This is a genomic window from Paraburkholderia sp. MM6662-R1, assembly GCF_050436245.1.
Classification (GTDB): domain Bacteria; phylum Pseudomonadota; class Gammaproteobacteria; order Burkholderiales; family Burkholderiaceae; genus Paraburkholderia; species Paraburkholderia tuberum.
Window position 1 is genome coordinate 2,150,831 of record NZ_JBNDLV010000004.1, and the last position, 21,295, is coordinate 2,172,125.

18 protein-coding genes and 3 pseudogenes are annotated in these 21,295 nt (G+C 62.3%); 16 read left to right on the forward strand and 5 right to left on the reverse strand.

Features of this window, described 5'->3' with window-relative positions; genetic code table 11:
- Nucleotides 1-24: 24 nt before the first annotated feature.
- From OKW39_RS39795 to OKW39_RS39805, 3 genes are all read right to left on the reverse strand, one after another.
- Complete coding sequence (locus tag OKW39_RS39795; protein ID WP_090806422.1) at nt 25-972, reverse strand: lactate/malate family dehydrogenase; 948 nt, start codon at nt 970-972, stop codon at nt 25-27.
- A gap of 104 nt (nt 973-1,076) precedes the next feature.
- The gene (locus tag OKW39_RS39800) at nt 1,077-1,460 is read right to left on the reverse strand and encodes a nuclear transport factor 2 family protein (protein ID WP_090810122.1); all 384 of its coding nucleotides are present in this window, start codon (nt 1,458-1,460) and stop codon (nt 1,077-1,079) included.
- A 180-nt stretch (nt 1,461-1,640) separates the two neighbouring features.
- Nucleotides 1,641-2,633 (reverse strand): helix-turn-helix domain-containing protein, encoded by a 993-nt coding sequence (locus OKW39_RS39805; protein ID WP_429334123.1) that lies wholly within the window; start codon nt 2,631-2,633, stop codon nt 1,641-1,643.
- Between the two features lie 95 nt (nt 2,634-2,728).
- Between OKW39_RS39805 and OKW39_RS39810 the strand changes: the two genes are divergently transcribed.
- Together OKW39_RS39810 and OKW39_RS39815 are read left to right on the forward strand one after the other, a co-directional pair.
- The gene (locus tag OKW39_RS39810) at nt 2,729-3,973 is read left to right on the forward strand and encodes a DUF1479 domain-containing protein (RefSeq protein WP_429565152.1); all 1,245 of its coding nucleotides are present in this window, start codon (nt 2,729-2,731) and stop codon (nt 3,971-3,973) included.
- An 82-nt stretch (nt 3,974-4,055) separates the two neighbouring features.
- Nucleotides 4,056-4,211 carry a hypothetical protein gene (locus tag OKW39_RS39815; RefSeq protein WP_167368690.1) on the forward strand — a complete coding sequence of 52 codons (156 nt, stop codon included), beginning with the start codon at nt 4,056-4,058 and terminating at the stop codon, nt 4,209-4,211.
- A gap of 141 nt (nt 4,212-4,352) precedes the next feature.
- Here the strand turns inward: OKW39_RS39815 and OKW39_RS39820 are convergent.
- Nucleotides 4,353-4,526 (reverse strand): annotated as a pseudogene (locus tag OKW39_RS39820) (ester cyclase); the annotation flags it as partial.
- 7 nt (nt 4,527-4,533) lie between these two features.
- Here OKW39_RS39820 and OKW39_RS39825 point away from each other — a divergent pair.
- Nucleotides 4,534-5,556 carry an IS30 family transposase gene (locus tag OKW39_RS39825; RefSeq protein ID WP_429562353.1) on the forward strand — a complete coding sequence of 341 codons (1,023 nt, stop codon included), beginning with the start codon at nt 4,534-4,536 and terminating at the stop codon, nt 5,554-5,556.
- 35 nt (nt 5,557-5,591) lie between these two features.
- Here the strand turns inward: OKW39_RS39825 and OKW39_RS39830 are convergent.
- Nucleotides 5,592-5,846, reverse strand: a pseudogene (locus tag OKW39_RS39830) (ester cyclase); the annotation flags it as partial.
- Between the two features lie 320 nt (nt 5,847-6,166).
- Here OKW39_RS39830 and OKW39_RS39835 point away from each other — a divergent pair.
- The 13 genes and pseudogenes from OKW39_RS39835 to glnA all read left to right on the forward strand — a co-directional run bounded on the left by OKW39_RS39835 (nt 6,167) and on the right by glnA (nt 21,257).
- A complete protein-coding gene (locus OKW39_RS39835) occupies nt 6,167-7,585 on the forward strand; it encodes a GH1 family beta-glucosidase (RefSeq protein WP_429565153.1) in 1,419 nt (472 codons plus the stop codon).
- Between the two features lie 94 nt (nt 7,586-7,679).
- Nucleotides 7,680-8,918 carry an ABC transporter substrate-binding protein gene (locus OKW39_RS39840; RefSeq protein WP_429555389.1) on the forward strand — a complete coding sequence of 413 codons (1,239 nt, stop codon included), beginning with the start codon at nt 7,680-7,682 and terminating at the stop codon, nt 8,916-8,918.
- 8 nt (nt 8,919-8,926) lie between these two features.
- A complete protein-coding gene (locus tag OKW39_RS39845; RefSeq protein ID WP_429365238.1) occupies nt 8,927-9,883 on the forward strand; it encodes a carbohydrate ABC transporter permease in 957 nt (318 codons plus the stop codon).
- The gene (locus OKW39_RS39850) at nt 9,880-10,797 is read left to right on the forward strand and encodes a carbohydrate ABC transporter permease (RefSeq protein ID WP_090806412.1); all 918 of its coding nucleotides are present in this window, start codon (nt 9,880-9,882) and stop codon (nt 10,795-10,797) included. Before OKW39_RS39845 ends, OKW39_RS39850 begins: the two co-directional genes overlap by 4 nt.
- 3 nt (nt 10,798-10,800) lie before the next feature.
- Nucleotides 10,801-11,961, forward strand: coding sequence for an ABC transporter ATP-binding protein (locus tag OKW39_RS39855; RefSeq protein ID WP_429565154.1), 1,161 nt, complete (start codon nt 10,801-10,803; stop codon nt 11,959-11,961).
- Nucleotides 11,962-12,006: 45 nt separating this feature from the next.
- Nucleotides 12,007-13,059: a LacI family DNA-binding transcriptional regulator gene (locus OKW39_RS39860; RefSeq protein ID WP_090806408.1), complete on the forward strand. Its 1,053-nt coding sequence runs from the start codon at nt 12,007-12,009 to the stop codon at nt 13,057-13,059.
- Nucleotides 13,060-13,588: 529 nt separating this feature from the next.
- Nucleotides 13,589-15,301 (forward strand): SulP family inorganic anion transporter, encoded by a 1,713-nt coding sequence (locus tag OKW39_RS39865; protein WP_429565155.1) that lies wholly within the window; start codon nt 13,589-13,591, stop codon nt 15,299-15,301.
- Nucleotides 15,302-15,456: 155 nt separating this feature from the next.
- Nucleotides 15,457-15,690, forward strand: a pseudogene (locus tag OKW39_RS39870) (phosphatase PAP2 family protein); the annotation flags it as partial.
- A gap of 199 nt (nt 15,691-15,889) precedes the next feature.
- On the forward strand, nt 15,890-17,506 hold the full coding sequence (locus tag OKW39_RS39875) for a methyl-accepting chemotaxis protein (protein WP_429565156.1): 1,617 nt from the start codon (nt 15,890-15,892) through the stop codon (nt 17,504-17,506).
- Between the two features lie 120 nt (nt 17,507-17,626).
- The gene (locus OKW39_RS39880; protein ID WP_090810116.1) at nt 17,627-17,791 is read left to right on the forward strand and encodes an FmdB family zinc ribbon protein; all 165 of its coding nucleotides are present in this window, start codon (nt 17,627-17,629) and stop codon (nt 17,789-17,791) included.
- A gap of 185 nt (nt 17,792-17,976) precedes the next feature.
- The gene (locus OKW39_RS39885) at nt 17,977-19,143 is read left to right on the forward strand and encodes a radical SAM protein (RefSeq protein ID WP_429365241.1); all 1,167 of its coding nucleotides are present in this window, start codon (nt 17,977-17,979) and stop codon (nt 19,141-19,143) included.
- Between the two features lie 311 nt (nt 19,144-19,454).
- A complete protein-coding gene (locus OKW39_RS39890; protein ID WP_090806402.1) occupies nt 19,455-19,658 on the forward strand; it encodes a hypothetical protein in 204 nt (67 codons plus the stop codon).
- Between the two features lie 93 nt (nt 19,659-19,751).
- Nucleotides 19,752-21,257 (forward strand): type I glutamate--ammonia ligase, encoded by a 1,506-nt coding sequence (gene glnA, locus OKW39_RS39895; protein ID WP_429565157.1) that lies wholly within the window; start codon nt 19,752-19,754, stop codon nt 21,255-21,257.
- Nucleotides 21,258-21,295 lie beyond the last annotated feature (38 nt).

The following is a 21,295-nucleotide window of genomic DNA, read 5'->3' on the forward strand; positions in this document are numbered from 1 at the left end:
ATTTTCGGAGTGCGCGGGAAGGCGTCACCGCACGTGGAGCACGCTTTCCGTCGCGTCCTTGACGATGCGCGCGCTACCGAGCAAGGTCTCGCGCTCGATAGGGTCGAGTTCCGGATAGGCGATCAACCGCGCGCCCGCGCCATTGACGACCATTGGCAGCGACACGCACACGTCCGGTACGCCTTCCACTTCGGGCTGGACGATGCCAACCGTGAGAATCAGATCGGTGTCGTGCACGATGGCCTCGCAGATCCTTCCTATCGCGCTGGCGATGCCGTAATGGGTGGCGCCTTTGCCTTCCTTGATGAGCTTCGCCGCCTCGTGGACGGAGCGCAGGATCAGATCCCTGCTGGCGGGGCCCAGCTCCTTGCCGTTGCGCGTCAGGAAGGTTTCGAGGGGCATGCCGCAGACCGTTGCGGCGGACCACTGGATCACGGCCGATTCGCCGTGCTCGCCGAGCACATAGGCGTGAATCGCGGAGGCCACCACGCCGAGCCGCTCGGACAGCAGGGAGCGCAGCCGCCCGGTATCGAGCGAGGTTCCCGTGCTGATGACGCGCTCGCGCTCGCAACGCAATTGGTCGTAAACGGCGCCGGTCAGCACGTCGCATGGGTTGGTCGCGATCAGATAGATGGCGTCGGGCGCGAGCGGCGCGATCCGCCCGACGATTTCGGTCGCGATGTCCGCATTGGTTCTGGCAAGGTGCAGGCGAGTCTCGCCGGGTTTGACGCCGGCGCCGGCCGTGATCACGACGATGTCGGCGTCACGCGCGTCTTCGTAGTCCCCTGCGCGAAAACGGCTGTGCCCCCAGAATGCCGCGGCGTGGGCGAGATCGAGAACCTGTCCCTCAGCGCGCACCCGCGCGACATCGATGATGACGACTTTCGCGCTCGGAATGGCCAACGCCACGAACAGGGCTGCCGATCCCCCGACCAGCCCTGCGCCGACGATAACGATCTTGGCCTGCCGCATAGCGAACCTCGTCAAGTTCGGGCTTCAGCCCCCTCGAAGCATAGTCGCATGCGCGCGTTTGCCATCAATCGGACCTTGGTCCTACACGGCCGCGGCGCGTTTTTTCACGCGGTCCGCTCAACCCATTGACTCCGCCAATCCGGGGCCTCGAACGGATCAGCAAAATACTGCGTCTCGTGGACGACCTTGCCTTCGCGGAACTCCATCACGCTGACCGTGTAAGCGATGCGCCCCTGATAGTTGATCGTGTACTCGGTGATCCACAGATTGCCTTCGCCTTGAATTCGCCTGATCGCGAAACCCGATGGCTTGCCGGGATGATGGCCGCGCAGAGCCTGCAAATTGGTTCGTCCATGAATTCGCTCGCCTGATTGGGGATAGTCGCAGATCGCATCGTCGGCGTAGATAGCGTGTTCGGCGTCGAGATCGCCGTCCGCCGACGCTCGCCAGTGTGCGTTCAAGGCTTCACGTATCGCTTGTTCGTTCATGGAGTGCCTCCAGAGTCGGGTGTTGCAGTCGACCAGCCGCGCGTTGCCGTCGCGTTGAAATTTCGCCGCCAACGCATAGTCTGCGCCATAAAATCCCTGGCCCCACCCTTGCTGCAAGTACTCCCCCGGACGTGCAAAAAATGTCCGGCGCCTGCAGGGATTGCTCGCCGAGTAGTCCGGTCATTCGGACTGCCGGCCTGCACGCGCGGGCCGAGACATCCGCTTGCCGTCTCCTTTGTTGCGAAGTCTCTGCAGAGAAGGCGAGCGCTCGGTGAGCATTGGCGACATCTGTTGCTCCGCCCGCCGCGCGCCCGCGAACTGCTGCCTGAATTCAACCGGTGTCATGTCCTTGGCGGCTTTGAATTGCCGGTTGAAATTCGCGACGTTCGCGAATCCGGAGCGCGTCGCAATGACGGAAATCGGCGCTTGCGTATCGGTCAACATCCGGCATGCGTGGCCGATTCGTACGCGCGTCACGTAGCGCCCGACGCTCTCGCCAAGATGCTGCGTGAAATGCCGCGTCAACGAGCGCTCGGAAAGCCCCGACGCCTTGGCCAGCGCGGAAAGCCGAAGCGGATGCGCGAACTGTGTTTCGATCAACGCGAGCACGCGATTGATCTGATCGGATTCGTGGCCAGTCGGCGTGCCGGTTCGCGCGTCGAATGCGCTTGGGGACGCGAGCGGCGTGGCGGGGAGCGCCGACAGCAGATCCAGTACATCGAGCGCCGCCTGCAAGCGTTCGCGCGGTTTGTCGGACAGCAGGCGGTCGAGGTGTTCGCGCATGCGTGTGCCGGCACCGTCTTCGAACGCGAGGCCGCAGGCCGCTCTGCGCAACAGGTCGCAAAGTCCGTTGTATTCGGGGCAGACATCGGCGAGTCGCCGCACCCACGCGCCGTCGAACCATACGACGATCGCGACCTGCGGGTGCGCCGCGTCGATCGAACGGTTCGAGGCCCAAGTGTGCGGCAGATTCGGGGGCACCAGCACCAGATCGTCCGCGCCGTAGGTCGCGACGGAGTCTCCGATGTACCGCTTGCCCTGACTGTTCATCGTCAGCGTCAGCTCGTACTCGGGATGGTTGTGCCATTCGAAAGGGATGCGGGGCAGCCGGCGGTGGTAAACCCTGACCGAACAGTCCCGGCCAAAATCCACATGTTCAAAAGCGGCTTTCATGTCCGAAATCGTCAAATCTTTGACCGGATAGTATCACGCAGGCGGCGATCGTTCGCGTACGCTTCAAGCATCAGAAACCACATGGAGACGATGCCATGGCCTTGCAAATCGACGACCTGCCGGCAGCCATCCGTCAAGCGAAGCGCGAACTGCGCGCGATGCTGCCGAACTACCGCGACGTGTTCGCCGACGTCGAAGCGGCGATGACGAAGGAGGCGGAGCGAATCGCGACGCTGCGTGAGCGCGGCGAGCCGGTCATTCCGGAAATCCAGTTCGCCGACATCGTGGCGAACCGCGTCACCGACGAGCAGATCGCGCTCGTCAAAGCGCGCGGCGCCTGTGTGATCCGCAAGGTGTTCGACCGGTCGCTCGTCGAGCAATGGGATCAGGACATCGCCGACTACGTCGAGCGCAACGACCTCGACGCAAAGCTGCAGAATCGCGCGGAAGACAAGTACTTTGGGCAGCTCGCCTCGAGCAAGCCGCAAATCTACGGTGTGTACTGGTCGAAACCGCAGGTGCTCGCGCGGCAATCGACCGAGCTCACGCAGGCCCGCGTGTTCCTGAACCGGCTGTGGCGCACCGAAAGCGAAGGGCGCGTGCATTTCGATCCGAACCATGTGCCGGTGTATGCGGACCGCCTGCGCCGTCGGCCGCCCGGATCGGAATCGCTCGGGTTGTCGGCGCATTGCGACGGCGGTTCGGTGGAGCGCTGGATCGAGCCGAACTTCCGCAAGGTCTATCGCCATGTGTTCTCGGGCCACTGGCGCGACTACGATCCGTTCGACGCCGCGTGGCGAACCGAAGTCGAGGAGATCGCATCGCCGGCCGTCTGCTCGATGTTCCGCACGTTTCAAGGCTGGACCGCGCTGACGCCGCAAGGCCCCGGCGACGGCACGCTGCAGTTGGTGCCGATGGCGAACTCGATGGTCTACATCCTGTTGCGCGCGCTTCAGGATGATGTCGCCGAAGACGATCTGTGCGGAGCGCTGCCGGGGCGCGCGCTGTCGATCAAGTCCGACTATCACGCGCCGCTGTTTCATGCGCTGTCGTCGATTCCGCTGATGCAGGCGGGCGACACCGTGTTCTGGCATAGCGACGTCATTCACGCGGTCGAGGACGCGCATCGCGGCAACGGCTATAGCAACGTGATGTATATCGCTTCGCTGCCGGGCTGCGCGAAGAACGATGCGTATCTGAAGCGGCAACTGCCGGGCTTTCTCGAAGGCAGGAGCCCGCCGGATTTTCCGGCCGATCATTTCGAAGTCGATTTCGTCGGCCGCGCCACGCCAGACGATCTCACCGAGCTTGGCCGTGCGCAAATGGGCTTCGACTTGTGACCGGAACGGGCATGGCCGCGTCTGGATCGGGAGCGGAACTTGCTGCGTCTTCAGCATGGCAACGACCTAAGGAGGACCGGCCATGGCAACCACACCGAACAAGGACGAAAACCCGATCCGCCCGGATCAGTCCGACGTCGTGCAGACGGATCTGCCCGACCTCGGTCCATCGCAGGATCCGGATGAGCCGCCGCTCGATCCCGACATCGACCCCGATCGCGAGGACGACAAGCCATAGACGAGCGCATTCGCCCGATAAAAAGAATCGAAGTGAAATGCGGGCGGAGCGCGCGGCGCGACTGGTCGACACCGAGGGACCCGAGAACGCGGTGCGCTGATGCCAAAGAGAAACGTTTGAGCGCGGCGTGTCCCTGAGCCGCTACAACTGACTCTCGATCGCGGCTTTATCGATGACCGACCAGACTTGCCGGATCTTGCCGTCACCAAACTCGTAGAAGACGTTCTCGGAAAACTCCACCCGTTTTCCTTGCACCGGAAGCCCAAGTAACATGGCGGCCTCAAATCTGAAGTGCAACACCTGTTTCGTATAAGGTGTTGCGATGCACGAAAGAACTCAGTACCAGCAACTTCAGCCTGAAGAGCGCCTGACCATTGCAAGTCTGCATCTGCAGGGTTCGAGTATCCGGGCCATGGCCCGGATACTCGGGCGCTCGCCAGCCACCGTTAGCCGTGAACTGGCGCGAAACAGCTTGCCTGCTGGCTACGCGTCCGTGCCGGCTGAAGCGCTCAGTGCCGCACGCCGCAGCGCAGGTCGCAGCCCCACAAAGCTTTGCCTGCAAAGCGTCTGCTGGCGCATCGTTCTCACCCTGCTCGAGTGGAAATGGTCACCCCAGCAGATATCGGGCACACTGAAGCGTATGTATCCGACCGACCCGACCCAGCAGGTTTCGCACGAAACCATCTACACGGCCATCTACGCCCAGCCGCGCGGCGAACTGCGCCGTCAGCTAATTGCGTGCTTACGCCATGGCCACAGCACGCGCATGCCGCGTACACGGGGCACCGACCGGCGCGGACAGATTCCCGACATGGTCAGTATTCATGTGAGGCCGCCCGAAATCGAAGACCGACTGCTGCCTGGGCACTGGGAAGGCGACTTCATCAAGGGTGCCGGCAACCAGTCCTCGGTAGGCGTGCTGGTCGAACGGACCAGCCGCCTGGTGCTGCTCGCCAAGATGGAAGACGCCACCGCCGCTTCCGCGCTGGCGGGCTTCTCTGCCAAACTCAATTCGATTGTTGCGCCACTGCGCCAGAGCTTCACTTATGACCAGGGAAAAGAAATGTCGCGCCATAAAGAGCTCGCTGCCGCAACCGGCGTGAACGTGTACTTCTGCGACCCGCACAGTCCCTGGCAACGCGGCACTTGCGAAAACACCAACGGGCTGCTGCGACAGTATCTGCCCAAAGGCACAGACCTTTCGGTCTACAGTCAGGACGAACTCGACGCCATCGCCGACAGTCTGAACAGCCGGCCTCGTGCAACTCACAACTTCCATTCACCCTTCGAGGTCTTCGCCGCGACCCTCGCATCAGCAAGTCAACCTCAAGGCTCTAAACATTAAACCCGCTGTTGCGCTTCACTCTTGAAACCGCCCATGCCGATGGGTGTGCAGTCAAAATGCAATCGGCTTGCGATATGTGGCGGCTCGCAAACCAGCATCTGAATCTCGAAGTGCAGGTCGGGAATGTCGCGGAAGTCTCTTTCCAGCATCTCGCGATAGCCCAACAAACCGATTCGTTGGCCGTTGTACTTCACGTCTTCGCCAACGAAGTCTCGCAGCTTTGACCAGTCCTGCGTGTTCAGGCAGGCGATATAGCCGCGGTAGAGTTCCGACAGATTGAATTCGCTCATCGCAATCGTCTTCCATGCTTCAGTGGATCAGCCGATTATCGGCGATCCGAGACTTTGCGTTGCACGGCTGCCAGGGATTTTCGTCGGAAGCCGCAACTATCCGTTGCAGTCGAACAACCTCGATGCGCGCCGCATCACCCTCGCACGCATGCCAGAAACCCCTCCAGACAAACCCGGATTGCTGCGCCGATTTCCCCGCTGCTATCGTTCGCTGGACAGTGTGGAAGCGCTTCCACTTAAGCGTTCACAGCAAGTTCGAACGCCAGCGCCTCGAGCTCCACCACACCCGGTTCAACGACCTCATCGGCAGGAGAGAATCCGTGGTAAACGACGCATCCGCAGTCATCGACGCCGCCCGTCCAACCGCTCACGGCGACCCGCATTCCGGTCCATTCACACCGCCCGCCGATTCGTCGCTGTGGCGCCAGGATTTCCTGCTCGGCGCGGCCACCGCGTCGTATCAGATCGAAGGCGCGGTCAACGAAGACGGCCGCCTGCCGTCGATCTGGGACACGTTCTCGGCCACACCGGGCAAGGTATTGGCCGGCGACACCGGCGCCGTCGCGTGCGATCACTATCATCGCTGGGAACAGGACGTCGATCTGCTCGCGGGCCTCGGCCTCGAAGCGTACCGGCTGTCGACCGCATGGCCGCGTGTGATGGACGAAAACGGCACGCCGAACCGCAAGGGGCTCGACTTCTACAAGCGCCTGCTCGGACGGCTCAAAGAGAAGAACATCACGACTTTCGTCACGCTTTATCACTGGGATCTGCCTCAGCATCTCGAGGATCGCGGCGGCTGGCTGAATCGCGAAACCGCGTACCGTTTCGTCGATTACGCGGATCTGATGAGCCGCGAGCTGCACGGCCTCGTCGATGCGTGGGCGACGCTCAACGAGCCGTGGTGTTCGGCGTACCTCGGCTACGGCAACGGCCATCACGCGCCGGGACTCTCGAACCTGCGCTTCGCCGCGCAGGCCATGCATCATCTGCTGCTCGCGCACGGTCTCGCGATTCCGGTGCTGCGCGCGAACGATCCGCGCTCGCACAAGGGCATCGTCGCGAATGTCGGGCGCGGCACGCCGAATAGCGACAGCGCCGCCGACCGTCGCGCGGCCGAGCTGTTCGAAGTTCAGCACAACGCGTGGATTCTCGATCCGCTGTTCAAGGGCGAGTATACGCAAGACCTGTTCGAGTTGTGGCCGGGCAGCGAGCCGCTCGTGCTCGAAGGCGACATGCAGACGATCAATACGCCGCTCGATTTTGTCGGCATCAACTATTATTTCCGCACCAACGTGGCGAGCGATGGTGGGCACGGTTTCAAGGACGTGCCGCTCGAGGGTGTCGAGCGCACGCAGATGGGCTGGGAGGTTTACCCTGACGGTCTTCGCGATCTGTTGACCGGTTTCAGGGATACCTATGCCAATCTGCCGCCGATCTACATCACCGAGAACGGCATGGCATCGGACGACAAGGTGATCGACGGCCGCGTCGAGGACACGCAGCGCATCTCGTTCCTGAAGCGCCATCTCGCCGCGGTCGATCAGGCGATCAAGGCGGGCGTCGACGTGCGCGGCTATTTCCTGTGGTCGCTGATGGACAACTTCGAGTGGGCTTTCGGCTATGAGCGGCGCTTCGGCATCGTGCACGTCGACTACCAAACGCAGAAGCGTACCGTCAAGCGCAGCGCGGAGCTGGTGTCGAAATTCCTCGAAGATCGCAACGCGCAAGCGCAATAAACACAATTAAAACGACGCAGCAACGATGTAAAGCCGGGTGGAGCTGGAAGGTATTTCGACTTGACACACGGGCGCTGAGCCTGGAGGAGACGGAATGAACAGCAACAGAATGGTCTTGCGAGGCGTAGTTGCGGCACTGGCGCTGTATGGCGTCGTCGCGCATGCGGAACCGCTCAAGGCTAACGTGATTCACTGGTGGACCTCGGGCGGCGAGTCGGCCGCGATTCGGCAGTTTGCCGTCGCGTACGACAAGGCCGGCGGCCAATGGGTCGACAACGCAGTCGCCGGCGGAGATCAGGCGCGTGCCACCGCGATCAACCGGATCGTCGGCGGCGATCCACCCACCGCCGCCCAGTTCAATACGTCGAAGCAGTTTCACGATCTGATCGACCAGGGACTCCTGAATAACGTCGACGACGTCGCCGCGAAAGAAAACTGGAACGGCATTTTCCCGCAGTCGATTCTCGACAGTATCCGCGTGAAGGGCCATTTCTACGCGGCGCCGGTCGACATTCATATGCCCGCGTGGTTCTTCTACTCGAAGCCGGTGTTCCAGAAAGCGGGCATCGCGAGCGAGCCCAAAAGCTACGACGAATTCATCGCCGATCTCGGCAAGCTGAAGAGCGCGGGCGTGATTCCGCTCGCGTTCGGCGGCCAGCCGTGGCAGGAGAAGATCACGTTCGACGCGGTGCTCGCCGATGTGGGCGGCCCCGACCTGTATATGAAGGTCTATCGCGATCACGATCAGAACGCGGTGAACTCCGATGCGTTCAAGAAGGTGCTCGTGTCGTTCAAGCGGCTGCACGATTTCGTCGATCCGGGCTCGCCTGGCCGCAACTGGAACGACGCGACCGCGCTCGTGACTTCGGGCAAGGCCGGCGTTCAGATCATGGGCGACTGGGCGAAGGGCGAGTTCGTCGCGGCGAATCAAACGGCGGGCAAGGACTTCGGCTGCTTCCCGGGCTTCGGTCCGCGTTCGCCGTATCTGGTCGCGGGCGACGTCTTCGTGTTCCCGAAGACCGACAGCGCGTCGGCGATCAAGGCGCAGAATCTGCTCGCCACGGTGATGACCTCGCCGTCCGCGCAGGTCGCGTTCAGCGCGAAGAAGGGCTCGATTCCGATCCGGTCTGACGTCGACGCAAGCAGCCTCGACGTCTGCGCCAAGGAGGGCATCGCGATCATGAAGGACAAGTCGCGCCAGTTGCCGAATCCGGAAATGCTGCTGTCGCCCGATATGCAGGGTGCGCTGACTGACGTCGTGACGAACTTCTGGAACAAGAACGAGTCCGTCGACGACGCGCAGAAAGCGTTCGCCAGCGCGTTGAAGGGCTAGGCCTCGCCGTGCACGCGCTCAAGCTGCCAGCCGGGGGTCCGAAACCACAAGGCAAGTCGCACCCCAAACCGCGAAACAAGCCGCTGAACCGGCGGTTTTCGATCGCGGTCTGGCTGGCCTTGCTGCCGATGCTCCTGACCGTCGTGTTCACGTACCTGGGCACGATGGTCTGGACCGCGCGCGTGTCGCTCAGCAATTCGCACACGTTTCCGTCGCACGACTTCGTGGGCTTCACGCAGTACGTGCGGCTCTTTCACAACGACCGCTGGTTGACGTCGCTGCAGAACATCGTGATCTATGGCGCGTGTTTCATCATCGCGTGCATGGTGATCGGCTTGCTGCTGGCGATCTTTATCGATCAGCGCGTGGTCGCGGAAGGCGCGTTGCGCACGGTGTTTCTGTATCCGTACGCGATGTCGTTCGTCGCGACCGGGCTCGTGTGGCAATGGATCCTGAATCCCGCGCTCGGTGCGCAGCAGGTGCTGCGCAACCTCGGCTTCGCGCATGCGCGCTTCGACTGGATCGTCGATCAGGACTGGGTCATCTACACGATCGTGATCGCGACCGTGTGGCAAGCTTCGGGCCTCGTGATGGCGCTGTTGCTCGCGGGCCTGCGCGGCATCGACGAAGAGTTGTGGAAAGCCGCGCGCGTCGACGGCATTCCACGCTGGCGCGTGTACGCGAGCATCGTGGTGCCGATGCTCGGACCGTCGATCTCGACCGCGTTCGTGCTGCTGTTCGTGATGGTCGTGAAGCTGTACGACGCGGTCGTCGCGATGACGCAGGGCGGCCCCGGCACCGCGAGCGAAGTGCCGGCCAAATTCATCATGGACTATCTGTTCGGGCGCGCGAACATCGGCCTTGCGTCGGCTGCATCGATCGTGCTGCTCGCGACGGTGCTCGCGGTTCTCGCGCCGTTCTTCTATGCACGCAGCCGTGCGGCGCTGCGCGGGGAGAGAGGATGAACACGCTCGATTCCACGCTCAAAGGTGGCATGCCGCATCGCGCGCGCACGCGGCCCCGCCGCTCGGCGTTCTCGCCGGCGCGCCTGGGCATCTACGCGTTTCTGCTCACCGCGGCGGTGTTCTTTCTGCTGCCGCTCTACGTGATGCTGGTCACGTCGGTCAAACCGATGAGCGAGATCCGCCTCGGCAATCTGCTCGGCTTGCCGATGCATTTCACGCTCGACGCGTGGAGCGCCGCATGGCAGTCGGCCTGCACCGGGCTCGATTGCAACGGCATTCGCGTCGGCTTCTGGAACTCGGTGCGTATCGTCGTGCCTAGCACGGTGCTGTCGATCATGGTCGGCGCGGTGAACGGCTACGCGCTGTCGTTCTGGCGGCCGCGCGGCGCGGGTCTGCTGTTCGGCGTGCTGCTCGTCGGCGCGTTCATTCCAGTGCAGGTAATGATCTATCCGCTCGTGCGCGTGCTCGCGAGCGTGCATCTGTTCAGCTCGCTGCCGGGCATCGTGCTGATCCATACGATGTTCGGCATGCCGGTCATGACGCTGCTGTTCCGCAACTACTACGCGTCGATTCCGCAGGAGCTGTTCAAGGCCGCGCGCATCGACGGCGGCAGCTTCTGGCGCATCTTCTTTCAACTGATGCTGCCGATGTCGACGCCGATCATCGTCGTTGCGCTGATCATGCAGGTCACGAACATCTGGAACGACTTCATTCTGGGCCTCGTGTTCGCTGGCACGAAGAATCTACCGATGACGGTGCAGTTGAACAACATCATCAACACGACGACCGGCGAGCGGCTCTACAACGTCAATATGGCGGCGACGATCCTGACGTCGCTGGTGCCGCTCGCGGTTTATTTCATTTCGGGCCGCTGGTTCGTGCGCGGCATTGCGTCGGGCGCCGTCAAGGGGTAGGGCATGGCAAACATGGCTAATACGATCGATGCGGCCGGCGTGCCGGGTGCAAGCGCTGACGTTGACTCCGACGCCGCGGCGCTCACGCATCCCGCCAATGTGGCGGTCCGCAATCTGACGATTCGCCTCGGTTCGAGCACGGTGATCGAGAACCTCGATCTCGACGTGCTCGCCGGCGAGTTCGTCGTGCTGCTGGGGCCGTCGGGTTGCGGCAAGTCCACGCTGCTGCACAGCATCGCGGGATTGATCGATGTCAGCGACGGCAGCATCGAGATCGCCGGCGAAGACATGACGTGGGCCGATCCGAAGGATCGCCGCATCGCGCTGGTGTTCCAGTCGTACGCGTTGTATCCGACCATGAGCGTCGAGCGCAACCTGTCGTTCGCGCTGCGCATCAACGGCACGCCGAAGGCGGAAATCGCGCGGCGTGTCGCCCGCGCGTCGGAGATGCTGCAACTGGGGCCGCTGCTCGAGCGCAAGCCGTCGCAGTTGTCGGGCGGACAGCGGCAGCGCGTCGCGATCGGCCGCGCGATCGTGCGCGAGGCCGACGTGTTCCTGTTCGACGAGCCGCTGTCGAACCTCGACGCGAAGCTGCGCACCGAACTGCGCCGCGAACTGAAGCAGCTGCATCACAGCCTGGGCGCAACGATGATCTACGTGACGCACGACCAGGTCGAGGCGATGACGCTCGCGACGCGCATGGCCGTGATGCGCGGCGGCGTGATCCAGCAGTTCGGCACGCCGGCCGAGGTCTATGCGCGGCCGAACAATCTGTTCGTGGCGACCTTCCTCGGCTCGCCGGCGATGAATCTGCTGAGGGGCACGCTCGAGACGCGCGACGGCGCGCTTCACTTTTGCACTGCGCAGGTGCGGATCGACGTCTCGGCGTACGCGTTCAAGGGGGCGCCCTCGCAGGGCGTGCGCTGCGTGCTCGGCGTGCGCGCCGAAGACGTGCATATCACGGAAGGCGCCAGCGAGCGCGCGAAAGTTTCGCTGATGGAGCCGATGGGCAACCACCGCGTGATTTGGCTCGACTATCATGGCGAACAGATCGCGTCGATCGATCAGACCAAAGCGCCGATTGCGGAGGGTAACACCGTGGCGTTCTCGTTCGACGCCGCGCATGTCTCGCTATTCGACGAAGCGAGCGGCGCGCGCTTATAACGCCGCGGCGCGTCACGCGCGAAGCGGCTCGTCGAGACAGGCTTGATGGAGAACCGCGTGGCAACACTCAAGGACGTCGCGGAACTGGCCGGCGTGGGCATGTCGACCGCCTCACGAGCCATTTCCGGCAAGGGACCGATTTCCGCCGATGCCGCGGCGCGCGTGAAGGCGGCGATCGAGGCGCTGAATTTCCGCCCGTCGTCGATCGGCCGGGCGATGGCGACGCAGCAGCTCGGCATCATCGGCATCTTCGTGCCGACTTTTTTCGGTTCCTACTACGGCACGATCCTGAAGCAGACCGACACCGAGCTGCGCGCGGTGGGGCGCCATGTCGTGGTCGCGACCGGTTGCGGCGAGGTGTCGCCGCGCGAGCAGGCGATCGAGGCAGTGCGCTTTTTGATCGGCCGCGATTGCGATGGCGTGGTCGTGATCAGCCACGATCTGCACGACGAAGACCTGATCATGCTGCATGGCATGCATCCGAAGATGGTGTTCCTGAATCGCGCGTTCGAGCAGTTGCCCGAGGCGTCGTTCAGCGCGGATCATCGGCGCGGCGGCGAACTCGCGGCGCGCACGCTGCTCGATCACGGGCATCGCGACATCGCGGTGATTTCCGGGCCCGCTACCGCATCGGACAACGTGATGCGGATCGACGGCTTTTTCGCCGAACTCGCGCGAGCCGGCATTGCGCGCGACGACGTCACGCTGATCGAATCCGACTTTTCGCCCGAAGGCGGCTACGCGGCCGCGCAGAAGCTGCTCGAGACGCAGCGGCGCGTGACCGGCCTGTTCTGCGCGAACGACACGATGGCGGTCAGCGTGCTCGCGCGCTTTCACCAGGCGGGCATTTCGGTGCCGCACGACATCTCCGTGATCAGCTACGACGACGACTACTCGGCCGCCTACGCGGCGCCCGGGCTCACGTCGGTGCATATTCCAACCGGGGAACTTACGCAAAACGCGGTGCGCTGGCTCATCAACCAGTGTTACGGCACCAACTGGGAGATCTTGCGCGAGTTTCCGCTCAGCGTGACGATGCGCGAATCGGTCGGGCCAGCGCCGATGCCGAAGAAAAATACGCGCGGCGCAAAGCGGTAGAAGGGTTTGGCTAATCGTGGCGGTGTGATGCCTGGCGCGCGGACGCGCGCCGTGGCGGCCTATTCGCGTTTTCACTTACGCATCGACGATCTTTTTAAGGCTCCCGTAATCCTGCGCAATAGTGCTTTGCGGTTTTCCCTCATTAAACTTACTTCAAATTTCTTTACAATTCCCGGTAACAAGTTGTTACGGGGTGAGTGTGATGCTGGTCATCTTTCTGATCGCCTGTCCGATCTGCATTGCTGCGCTGTTCGGTTTCGCGCGCCATGTGGACCCGCAGACAGGGCAATTCAAACGGTAGATCTTCTTCGCGAGTTTTTTCCGCGGCTGCGCCGTGGAGATTTTCGCTTTGCGATTAACGTCCGTTAGTTTGTTGTGCGCTTGAAAGGAGCAATCGTTTGCGCTCTTTCGGTTTGCTTTCTCGTTTTCGTTTTCGTCAATAGCCCGTTCTTCCTTCCATAAGTCTTGCCTTGGCGCGCCGGTTCGCGGCACGATGCGCGATTACTTTCGTTTTAGGTCAGCATCGCGTATGCAAGATTCTCTGCAAAAAATGGCGGCGCGTGCCGGCGTGCTGAAGGGCGTTCTTCCTTTGAGCCGGATTGCGGCGGCGCGCGATGCGCTGGCCGGTGTGCAGCTTGCGTCGATGGATATTCCGCAGGTCCTCGGCTATGCGCGCATTGCCGGCATGCCGGCCGTCACCGGGCTCTACACGGTGTTCCTGCCGCTCGTCGCGTTCGCGTTCTTCGGTGCTTCGCGGCATCTGGTCGTCGCCGCCGATTCGGCCACCGCGACGATCTTCGCGAGTCGTCTTTCGACGATGGCGCCCGCGTCGAGCGCCGAGTATGCGGCGCTCGCGGCGATGGTCGCGTTGCTGACGGCCGCGTTGCTGTTCGTCGCGCGCATCTTCAAGCTCGGCTTTCTCGCCGATTTCCTGTCGCGTACGGTGCTGGTCGGCTTTCTTGCGGGCGTCGGCGTGCAGGTCGGCATCGCGATGCTCGGCGACATGCTCGGCGTGCCCGGACATGCGGCGAGCAGCGTGAAACAACTGCTGCTCGTCGTGAGCGACGCCGCGCAGATCAATCGGCCGACACTGGCGATCTCGCTGCTCGTGGTGACCGCGATTCTCGTCTGCAAACGTTTCTGGCCGCGCCTGCCGGTGCCGTTGGTCGCGGTCGTCGCGGGCATTGCCGCGAGCGATGTGTTCGGATTCGCCGCGCACGGCATCTCCATCCTCGGACCGGTGGAGGGCGGATTGCCGCCGCTGCGGATTGCGTCGGTGACGTGGCAGCAGATGCTCGATCTCGTGCCGGTCGCGGCGTCGTGCTTCGTGATGATCGTCGCGCAAAGCGCCGCGGCGAGCCGGGTGTTCGCCGACCGCTATCACGAGCCGATCGATACCAACGCAGACCTGCTCGGCATCGCGGCCGCCAACGCGGCGGCGGCGTTTTCCGGCGCGTTCGTCGTCAACGGCAGCCTGACCCAGACCGCGATGGCCGATCGCGCCGGCACGCGCAGCCAGTTCGCGCAGCTCGTGTTCGCGGCGGTCGTGGTGGTCGTGCTGCTGTTTTTCAGCCGCTATCTGCAGTATCTGCCGCACTGCATTCTCGCGAGCATCGTGTTTACGATCGCGGTCGGCCTGATCGATCTGCAGTCGCTCTTTTCGATTCGTCGCGAAAGTCCCGGCGAATTCGCGCTGGCTTTGTTCACGGCGGCGGCGGTCGTGCTGATCGGCGTCGAGCACGGCATTCTGGTCGCCGTCGCGTTGTCGTTGCTGCGTCACGTGCGACACAGCTACCGCCCCCACACGATGATGCTCGCGCCCAACGGCGACGGCATGTGGGTGCCGGTGCCGGCGGTGCCCGGCGTGGAGACCGCGCCGGGGTTGATCGTGTATCGTTTCGGCGCCGATCTGTTCTACGCGAACGATCATTTTTTCGTCGACGATACGCGCCGCCTGATCGATCACGCACCGAACGCCGTGCGCTGGTTCGTCGTCGATGCGAGCGCGATTACCGATGTCGATTATTCGGCGGCGCGCTCGGTGGGCGCGTTGTGTTCGGCGCTCAAGCGCAATGGGATCGAGGTGGTCTTTGCGCGGGTGAATCGCTATTTGCGCTCGGATATGGATCGGCATGGAATCACGCCGATCGTCGAGGAGCGCTGTATTTTCGGCACGCTGCATGAGGCGCTGAGCATGGCGGGAGTGGAGAATCCGCATGAGCGGGTTAAGGGGGCGCCATAACGGGCCGCCCTGGCTTCGCACTGAGGCGGCGCATGCCGCGAACACCGCCTCGGAAGGGCAAATTGCTAGCAAACGTTGTCTGCGCCTCTTTTGTTGTCGCTTGCCTCAATTATTCTGACGTTCCGCTTCGATTGGCAGATATCGATTACAGGAACATGAACGGCTTCGATTCGACCATCGAAACATATCTGTCCAGCATACACTTCGGTCATTTCGCGACCCAATCGATACAAGCCATCGCCGACCTCTACACCTTTAAACGCCTGGTACTGATTGCCGTGCTTTGGTGGATCTGGTTTCAGCAAGACGGGCGCCCCGAATGGCGGCGCGAAATAGTTCTCGCGACGCTTCTCAGCGGTGTCGTGGCGCTCTTCGTCGGAAGGCTGCTGGCGTGTCAAACATCTATGATCCGCGCGGAGCGCCACGGCGCATGCCGATATTCTTGAGGTTCGCCCTGGCGCCGCCTTTCAGTGAGCTGAGATTAGCGAGCACACTCTATTGCCATCTCATGCAATATTCTGTCTAATGAATTCAGAATAAAACGTCCGATTTATTCGGCTCGCTGACTTAGTCGACGGGGTTCACTTCATGTACTTTCTGCTGCCGCTCAAGGCCCAGGTGCGCCGTCACGCGCGAACGCTCGCCGGGTATTTTCCAGCTCCATTTTCACGCGACGAATCAAGCAGTGTCGACATCCTCGGTGTCATGACCCCCGGGCTGCTGAACGGGAGCACCCTGCTGAACCTCAACTACGGCGAAGTGGACCACTTCACCGGCAAGACCCGCGCGACGGGCACCTTATTCGTCGCAATTGGCGACGACTTCGTGCGCGTCGCCACTTCGGTCAAAAGGCAAACCGGCGAGCGGGCCGTGGGCACGGTACTCGACCGCTCGCATCCCGGCTATCGGATGCTGCGCGGCGGGCAACCCTACACCGGTTACGCGACGCTATTCGGCAAGCAATACATGACACGGTACGAGCCGATCCGGGACAGTTCTGGCGAGGTAATCGGCGCGCTGTATGTCGGCCTCGACGTCAGTGAGGTGTGGAACCTGTCGATCGGAGCCAGACTCGCGCTGCTTACCCTGGCCGCCAATACCGTACTTCTGCTGGCCTATGGTCGGCTGCTGGAGGCAGTGATCCCCCCCGACCGATCGAGCCCGGGAGCGGCGTTGCCCGCTTTCCTGCAAACCGGGGTGATCGGCTTCGGGCTACTCGGCGCGCTGCTGGTCAGCGCGCTGGTCTTCGTGACGACCCGGCGCGGTCTCGGCATGCAACTGCTCGAAGCGAAGGCCGCCGCCGAAAAACTCGCGGCCGGCGATTTGACCGCGCAAGTTCATGTCAGCCGGCGCGACGAACTGGGCCAGTTGATGCAGGCAATGAACGGCATCAGTGTCGGTTTGGCCTCGGTAGTCGGCAACGTCCGACGTGCCTCGGATATGATCGCGCTGGGCGCGCGCGAAATTGCGGCTGGCAACGCGGAGCTTTCGTCCCGCACCGAGGCGCAGGCTGGCTCGCTCGAGGAAACCGCATCGACGATGGAACAATTGACGGCGATGGTCCGCGCCAATGCCGAACGCGCTTCGCACGCCAACCAACACATCGCCTCGGCCTCCGATCTCGCGGTCAAAGACGGCACCGTGGTGGGGCATGTGGTGACCACCATGTCGTTGATCCGCGGCAGTTCACACAAGATCGTCGACATCATTAGCATGATCGACTCAATTGCCTTTCAGACCAATATCCTGGCTTTGAACGCGGCCGTCGAGGCAGCACGCGCCGGCGACCAGGGACGCGGCTTTGCGGTCGTCGCCGCCGAGGTGCGCAGCCTGGCCCAACGCAGCGCCACGGCCGCCAAGGAAATCAAGGCGCTGATCACCGACTCGGTCGGCAACGTCAATGCAGGCGGCGAACTGGTCGACCAGGCTGGCCGGGACATGACCGAAATCGTCACGGCTGTCGATAGTGTGGTCACTTTGATGGGTGAGATTACCCACGCGAGCAACGAGCAAAGTACCGGCATCGGCGAAGTCAACCGCGCGATCGGGCAGATGGACGAGATGACCCAGCAGAACGTTGCCCTGGTGGAGCAGGTGGCAGCCGCGGCAGCCAGCATGCAAGAACAGGCGTCCACATTGGAAGATGCCGTGCAGGTATTTCGGCTGGTAGGCGACGGGCAAACTGACATTCGCCCCATACGATGAGCGCTGCGCGCGAGGTGCACGCAGGCGTTTCTCGCACTTTCCTGCACTAGAATGGTTATTGCCGACGTCGTAGACGTATCTGGTCAGCCCGACGTGCGGGATTCTCGTTGGAGGAATGCCATGCCGACTTACCGGTACAGGTGTGAGAAGTGCGGTGAGATGTTCGAACATGCCGAGCATCTTGCTGAACATGAAAACGCTCATCCGGCTTGCCCAAAGTGCGGAAGCGAGAAGGTTCTGCACACACCCACGCTATTTGTGCCGAAAACCTCCAGAAAGAGCTGAAACCTGTCTGACCGGGCGACGGCAAAATCCGGGCCATTTGCAGCCGTTGCCCATGCTTTCGTGCGGACATTCATGCGTCGGTTCTGTCCTGCCGGCGGATCTTCGTTCGCCGATCCTCCCGTCGCCTTGTGGGATGGCGTAAGCGAAGCTTCTTGCCGAATTCGTCGGTAGGCCATGAGGGTCCCATGGATACGACAGAGCGGATCATCAAGTGGCGCGATCAGCGGCATGCTGACGGTGTCGGCAGCGAACCGCGCAATCCGCTGCCCGCAGTGTGCGACGTATCGGTGACGAACGTTTGCAACGCCGCATGCGATTTCTGCGGGTTCTCTCGCGAGAAAAATCTGGCGGGGCCACGTCGTTATCTCGACCCTGATGAGTTCGCGCGCGCACTGCCGATCCTGCGCAGACGCCGGATTCGTTACATGACGCTGCAGGGAGGCGAGCCGCTGGTTCATCCCGAGATCGCATCGCTCGTGGCTTCGGCCACCAAGGCCGGCATGCAGTGCGGCGTGATCACGAACGGCTGGTTTCTTCCCCGCTACATCAAGCCACTGGCGGCCGCCGGCCTCAGGCGTCTGCTGATTTCCATCGATAGCGCGGACATGCGCGAGCATGAGCGCAATCGCGGTCTGCGCGGTCTCGAGGCCCGCATCCGCGACGGCATCAGTCAGGCCCATAGCTTCGGCATCGAGGTCTGCGCATCGATTACGGTGAGCCGACTGGTCCGTTACGAGTTGCTTCCCGAGACGCTCAACCGGCTTGGCTTCGATGCCGTCGTTTTTTCCTATCCACGGCGCGAGGCGTTTGGATCTACGTCGCTTGTTTACGACGAAGAATCGAAACTCGTCGACCTGAACACCGACGAACTACTCGAAGCGTTGAGCGCAATCGCGCGCCTCAAGAAGCATTTCCGTGTTATGGACCCGAGCGCTGCGCTGGCCGAGGTCGCGCGTTTCGTGCGCGGCGAACAGCAACTGGTTCCATGCATCGGTGGCAGCAAGTACTTTTATATCGACTGGAACCTCGATGTTTGGCGTTGCGAGGCGTGGCCTGAGCCGATGGGCTCCGTCTTCGACCTCGACCGCCTGCCCGATCAACGGCAACCCTGCAATGACTGCATGATGGGATGCTACCGGCATGCCAGCATTCTGATGCACGGTGCCGTCGCCGTGACCGACTCGGTGTACGCGCTGGGCAAGGGGCAGCTTCGGGCTGCTGTCGGCTTGTTGTTCCAGCGCAGCGTTGCGTATTCGCTATGGGCGCTTTCAGTCGAAGAATTGCCTCGGGCGGCGCTCATCTCGTTCGCAAGACGGACTGGCCAACGCCGTTCCACGCCGCAAGCTGAATGAGCTCGATTTCCGCGACTGAGGTCCCTGGGGGAGACGGCTCGCCCAGTCGAACGCCCGTCCGCGTTACTCGACCGGCGCAACCGCGCCTGCCGACAAGGTCTCGATGAGGACTTTAGATGATTGCGGGCAAGCCGCTTTCACCGCCGAACCCATCGGCTGTGCTCGGCATCGGAAGCGAGAAAACTGTCATCGGACCGATTCCATTGCCTAAGATCAAGCTACGCGCTCCGTGAGGAAAGCACCGCGGCTCGCGAACGGCTTTATTGTCGCGCTCCCCTTTTTCCGCGCGACTTTTCCACAAGGAGGTCACGATGAAATCAGAGGACAAGGGCGACGTGCGCGCTTTCGTGCAAACGGCCGAGCAGAGTGGCGAGCATGTCTGGGTCATCACGCTGGTCGACTTCGCGGCCCGTGAGGTCAAACGCTCGCTCGTTTCGGACGAGACGTATGCGACCTCCGCCGCTGCCAGAGATGCCGGCGAGGCTCATTTGAAGGCACTGGAGCAAGACCGCTAGGTCCACGCACTGCCGCCTTGCTTTCGCGCGTGGACGTACTAACGTTGGACTATAAGTACACGGGCGGTAATGGGGCGGAAGAGGGCAAAGTTCATGGCCAGTACGCAAGGAACCACCGGATCGCCGTTTGCGGCGTCCGTCGAAGCGGGCAGCTATCGCGTCACGCGACCACAAAGCGCAAGCGATGTGATCGGCCTGCTGCAAGCGCGCGATATTCAGATGGTCGATCTGAAATTCACCGACTTGCCCGGACTCTGGCAGCATTTTTCGATCACGCTTCCCGAGGTTCACGACGACCTGTTCAGCGCCGGCATCGGTTTCGATGGTTCATCGATCCGCGGCTTTCAGGAGATCCACGAGTCCGACATGCTGCTGCGGCCTGACCCGGCGACGGCCTTCGTCGACCCGGCTTGCGACACGCCGACGTTGTCGATGATTTGCGACGTCGTCGATCCCGTGCTGCGGCAGCCGTATTCGCGCGATCCGCGCTACGTGGCGAAAAAGGCGGAGAACTATCTGCGCCAGACGGGCATCGCGACGACGTGTTATTTCGGGCCGGAGCTCGAATTCTTCATCTTCGACTCCATCCGCTTCGGCCAGGATCAGCACTGCGGCTACTACTACGTCGAGTCGGGCGAGGGCGACTGGACCACCGGTCGCGACGAAGGCGCATACGGCGGTGGCAACCTCGGCTACAAGCAGCGCTACAAGGAGGGCTATTTTCCGGTGCCGCCTCATGACACGCTGCAGGAGATCCGCTCGGAAATCGCGCTGACGCTCCAGCAGGCGGGCGTACAGATCGAAGTGCATCACCACGAAGTTGCGACCGCGGGACAGAACGAGATCGACATGCGCTTTACGACGCTGACCCGCATGGCCGACAACGTGATGATCTACAAGTACATCTGCAAGAACGTCGCGCGTCGGCACGGCAAGGTCGCAACCTTCATGCCGAAGCCGCTGTTCGCCGACAATGCGAGCGGCATGCATTGTCACCAGAGCCTGTGGAAAGACGAACAGAACCTCTTTTACGACGCGGGCGGCTGGGCGCTGACTTCGGACCTGTGCCGCTGGTACATCGGCGGATTGCTCCAGCACGCACCCGCGCTGATGGCCTTCTGCGCGCCGACGACGAATTCATACAAACGCCTGGTACCGGGATATGAGGCGCCCGTCAATCTGGCGATGTCGCAGCGCAACCGGTCGGCCGCGGCGCGCATTCCGATGTATTCGGATTCGGCGAACGCGCGGCGCGTCGAATTTCGCTGTCCGGACCCGTCGGCCAATGCATATCTTGCTTTCGCCGCGATGCTGATGGCCGGCCTCGACGGCATTGAAAACAAGACCGATCCCGGCGAGCCGCTCGACCGCAACATCTACGATCTGCCGCCCGAAGAAGCGCGCAATATACGGCAGGTGCCGGGCTCCCTCGACGCGGCGCTGGCGGCGCTCGAAACCGATAACACGTTCCTGCGCAAAGGCGATGTCTTTACCGACGACGTGATCCAGACCTGGATCGACTACAAGCGCAGCCGCGAGATCGACACCATCAAATTGCGTCCGCATCCATGGGAGTTTTATCTGTACTTCGATATCTAGAAGAACAACGCAGGCGGTGACTCGGTCTTGGTACTAGA

Excerpts from the sequence above, each read along its gene's own strand:
- OKW39_RS39795 (WP_090806422.1), bottom strand. The coding sequence starts at position 972 with ATGCGGCAGGCCAAGATCGTTATCGTCGGCGCAGGGCTGGTCGGGGGA.
- OKW39_RS39800 (WP_090810122.1), bottom strand. The coding sequence starts at position 1,460 with ATGAACGAACAAGCGATACGTGAAGCCTTGAACGCACACTGGCGAGCG.
- OKW39_RS39805 (WP_429334123.1), bottom strand. The coding sequence starts at position 2,633 with ATGAAAGCCGCTTTTGAACATGTGGATTTTGGCCGGGACTGTTCGGTC.
- OKW39_RS39810 (WP_429565152.1), top strand. The coding sequence starts at position 2,729 with ATGGCCTTGCAAATCGACGACCTGCCGGCAGCCATCCGTCAAGCGAAG.
- OKW39_RS39815 (WP_167368690.1), top strand. The coding sequence starts at position 4,056 with ATGGCAACCACACCGAACAAGGACGAAAACCCGATCCGCCCGGATCAG.
- OKW39_RS39825 (WP_429562353.1), top strand. The coding sequence starts at position 4,534 with ATGCACGAAAGAACTCAGTACCAGCAACTTCAGCCTGAAGAGCGCCTG.
- OKW39_RS39840 (WP_429555389.1), top strand. The coding sequence starts at position 7,680 with ATGAACAGCAACAGAATGGTCTTGCGAGGCGTAGTTGCGGCACTGGCG.
- OKW39_RS39850 (WP_090806412.1), top strand. The coding sequence starts at position 9,880 with ATGAACACGCTCGATTCCACGCTCAAAGGTGGCATGCCGCATCGCGCG.
- OKW39_RS39855 (WP_429565154.1), top strand. The coding sequence starts at position 10,801 with ATGGCAAACATGGCTAATACGATCGATGCGGCCGGCGTGCCGGGTGCA.
- OKW39_RS39860 (WP_090806408.1), top strand. The coding sequence starts at position 12,007 with ATGGAGAACCGCGTGGCAACACTCAAGGACGTCGCGGAACTGGCCGGC.
- OKW39_RS39865 (WP_429565155.1), top strand. The coding sequence starts at position 13,589 with ATGCAAGATTCTCTGCAAAAAATGGCGGCGCGTGCCGGCGTGCTGAAG.
- OKW39_RS39875 (WP_429565156.1), top strand. The coding sequence starts at position 15,890 with ATGTACTTTCTGCTGCCGCTCAAGGCCCAGGTGCGCCGTCACGCGCGA.
- OKW39_RS39880 (WP_090810116.1), top strand. The coding sequence starts at position 17,627 with ATGCCGACTTACCGGTACAGGTGTGAGAAGTGCGGTGAGATGTTCGAA.
- OKW39_RS39885 (WP_429365241.1), top strand. The coding sequence starts at position 17,977 with ATGGATACGACAGAGCGGATCATCAAGTGGCGCGATCAGCGGCATGCT.
- OKW39_RS39890 (WP_090806402.1), top strand. The coding sequence starts at position 19,455 with ATGAAATCAGAGGACAAGGGCGACGTGCGCGCTTTCGTGCAAACGGCC.
- glnA (WP_429565157.1), top strand. The coding sequence starts at position 19,752 with ATGGCCAGTACGCAAGGAACCACCGGATCGCCGTTTGCGGCGTCCGTC.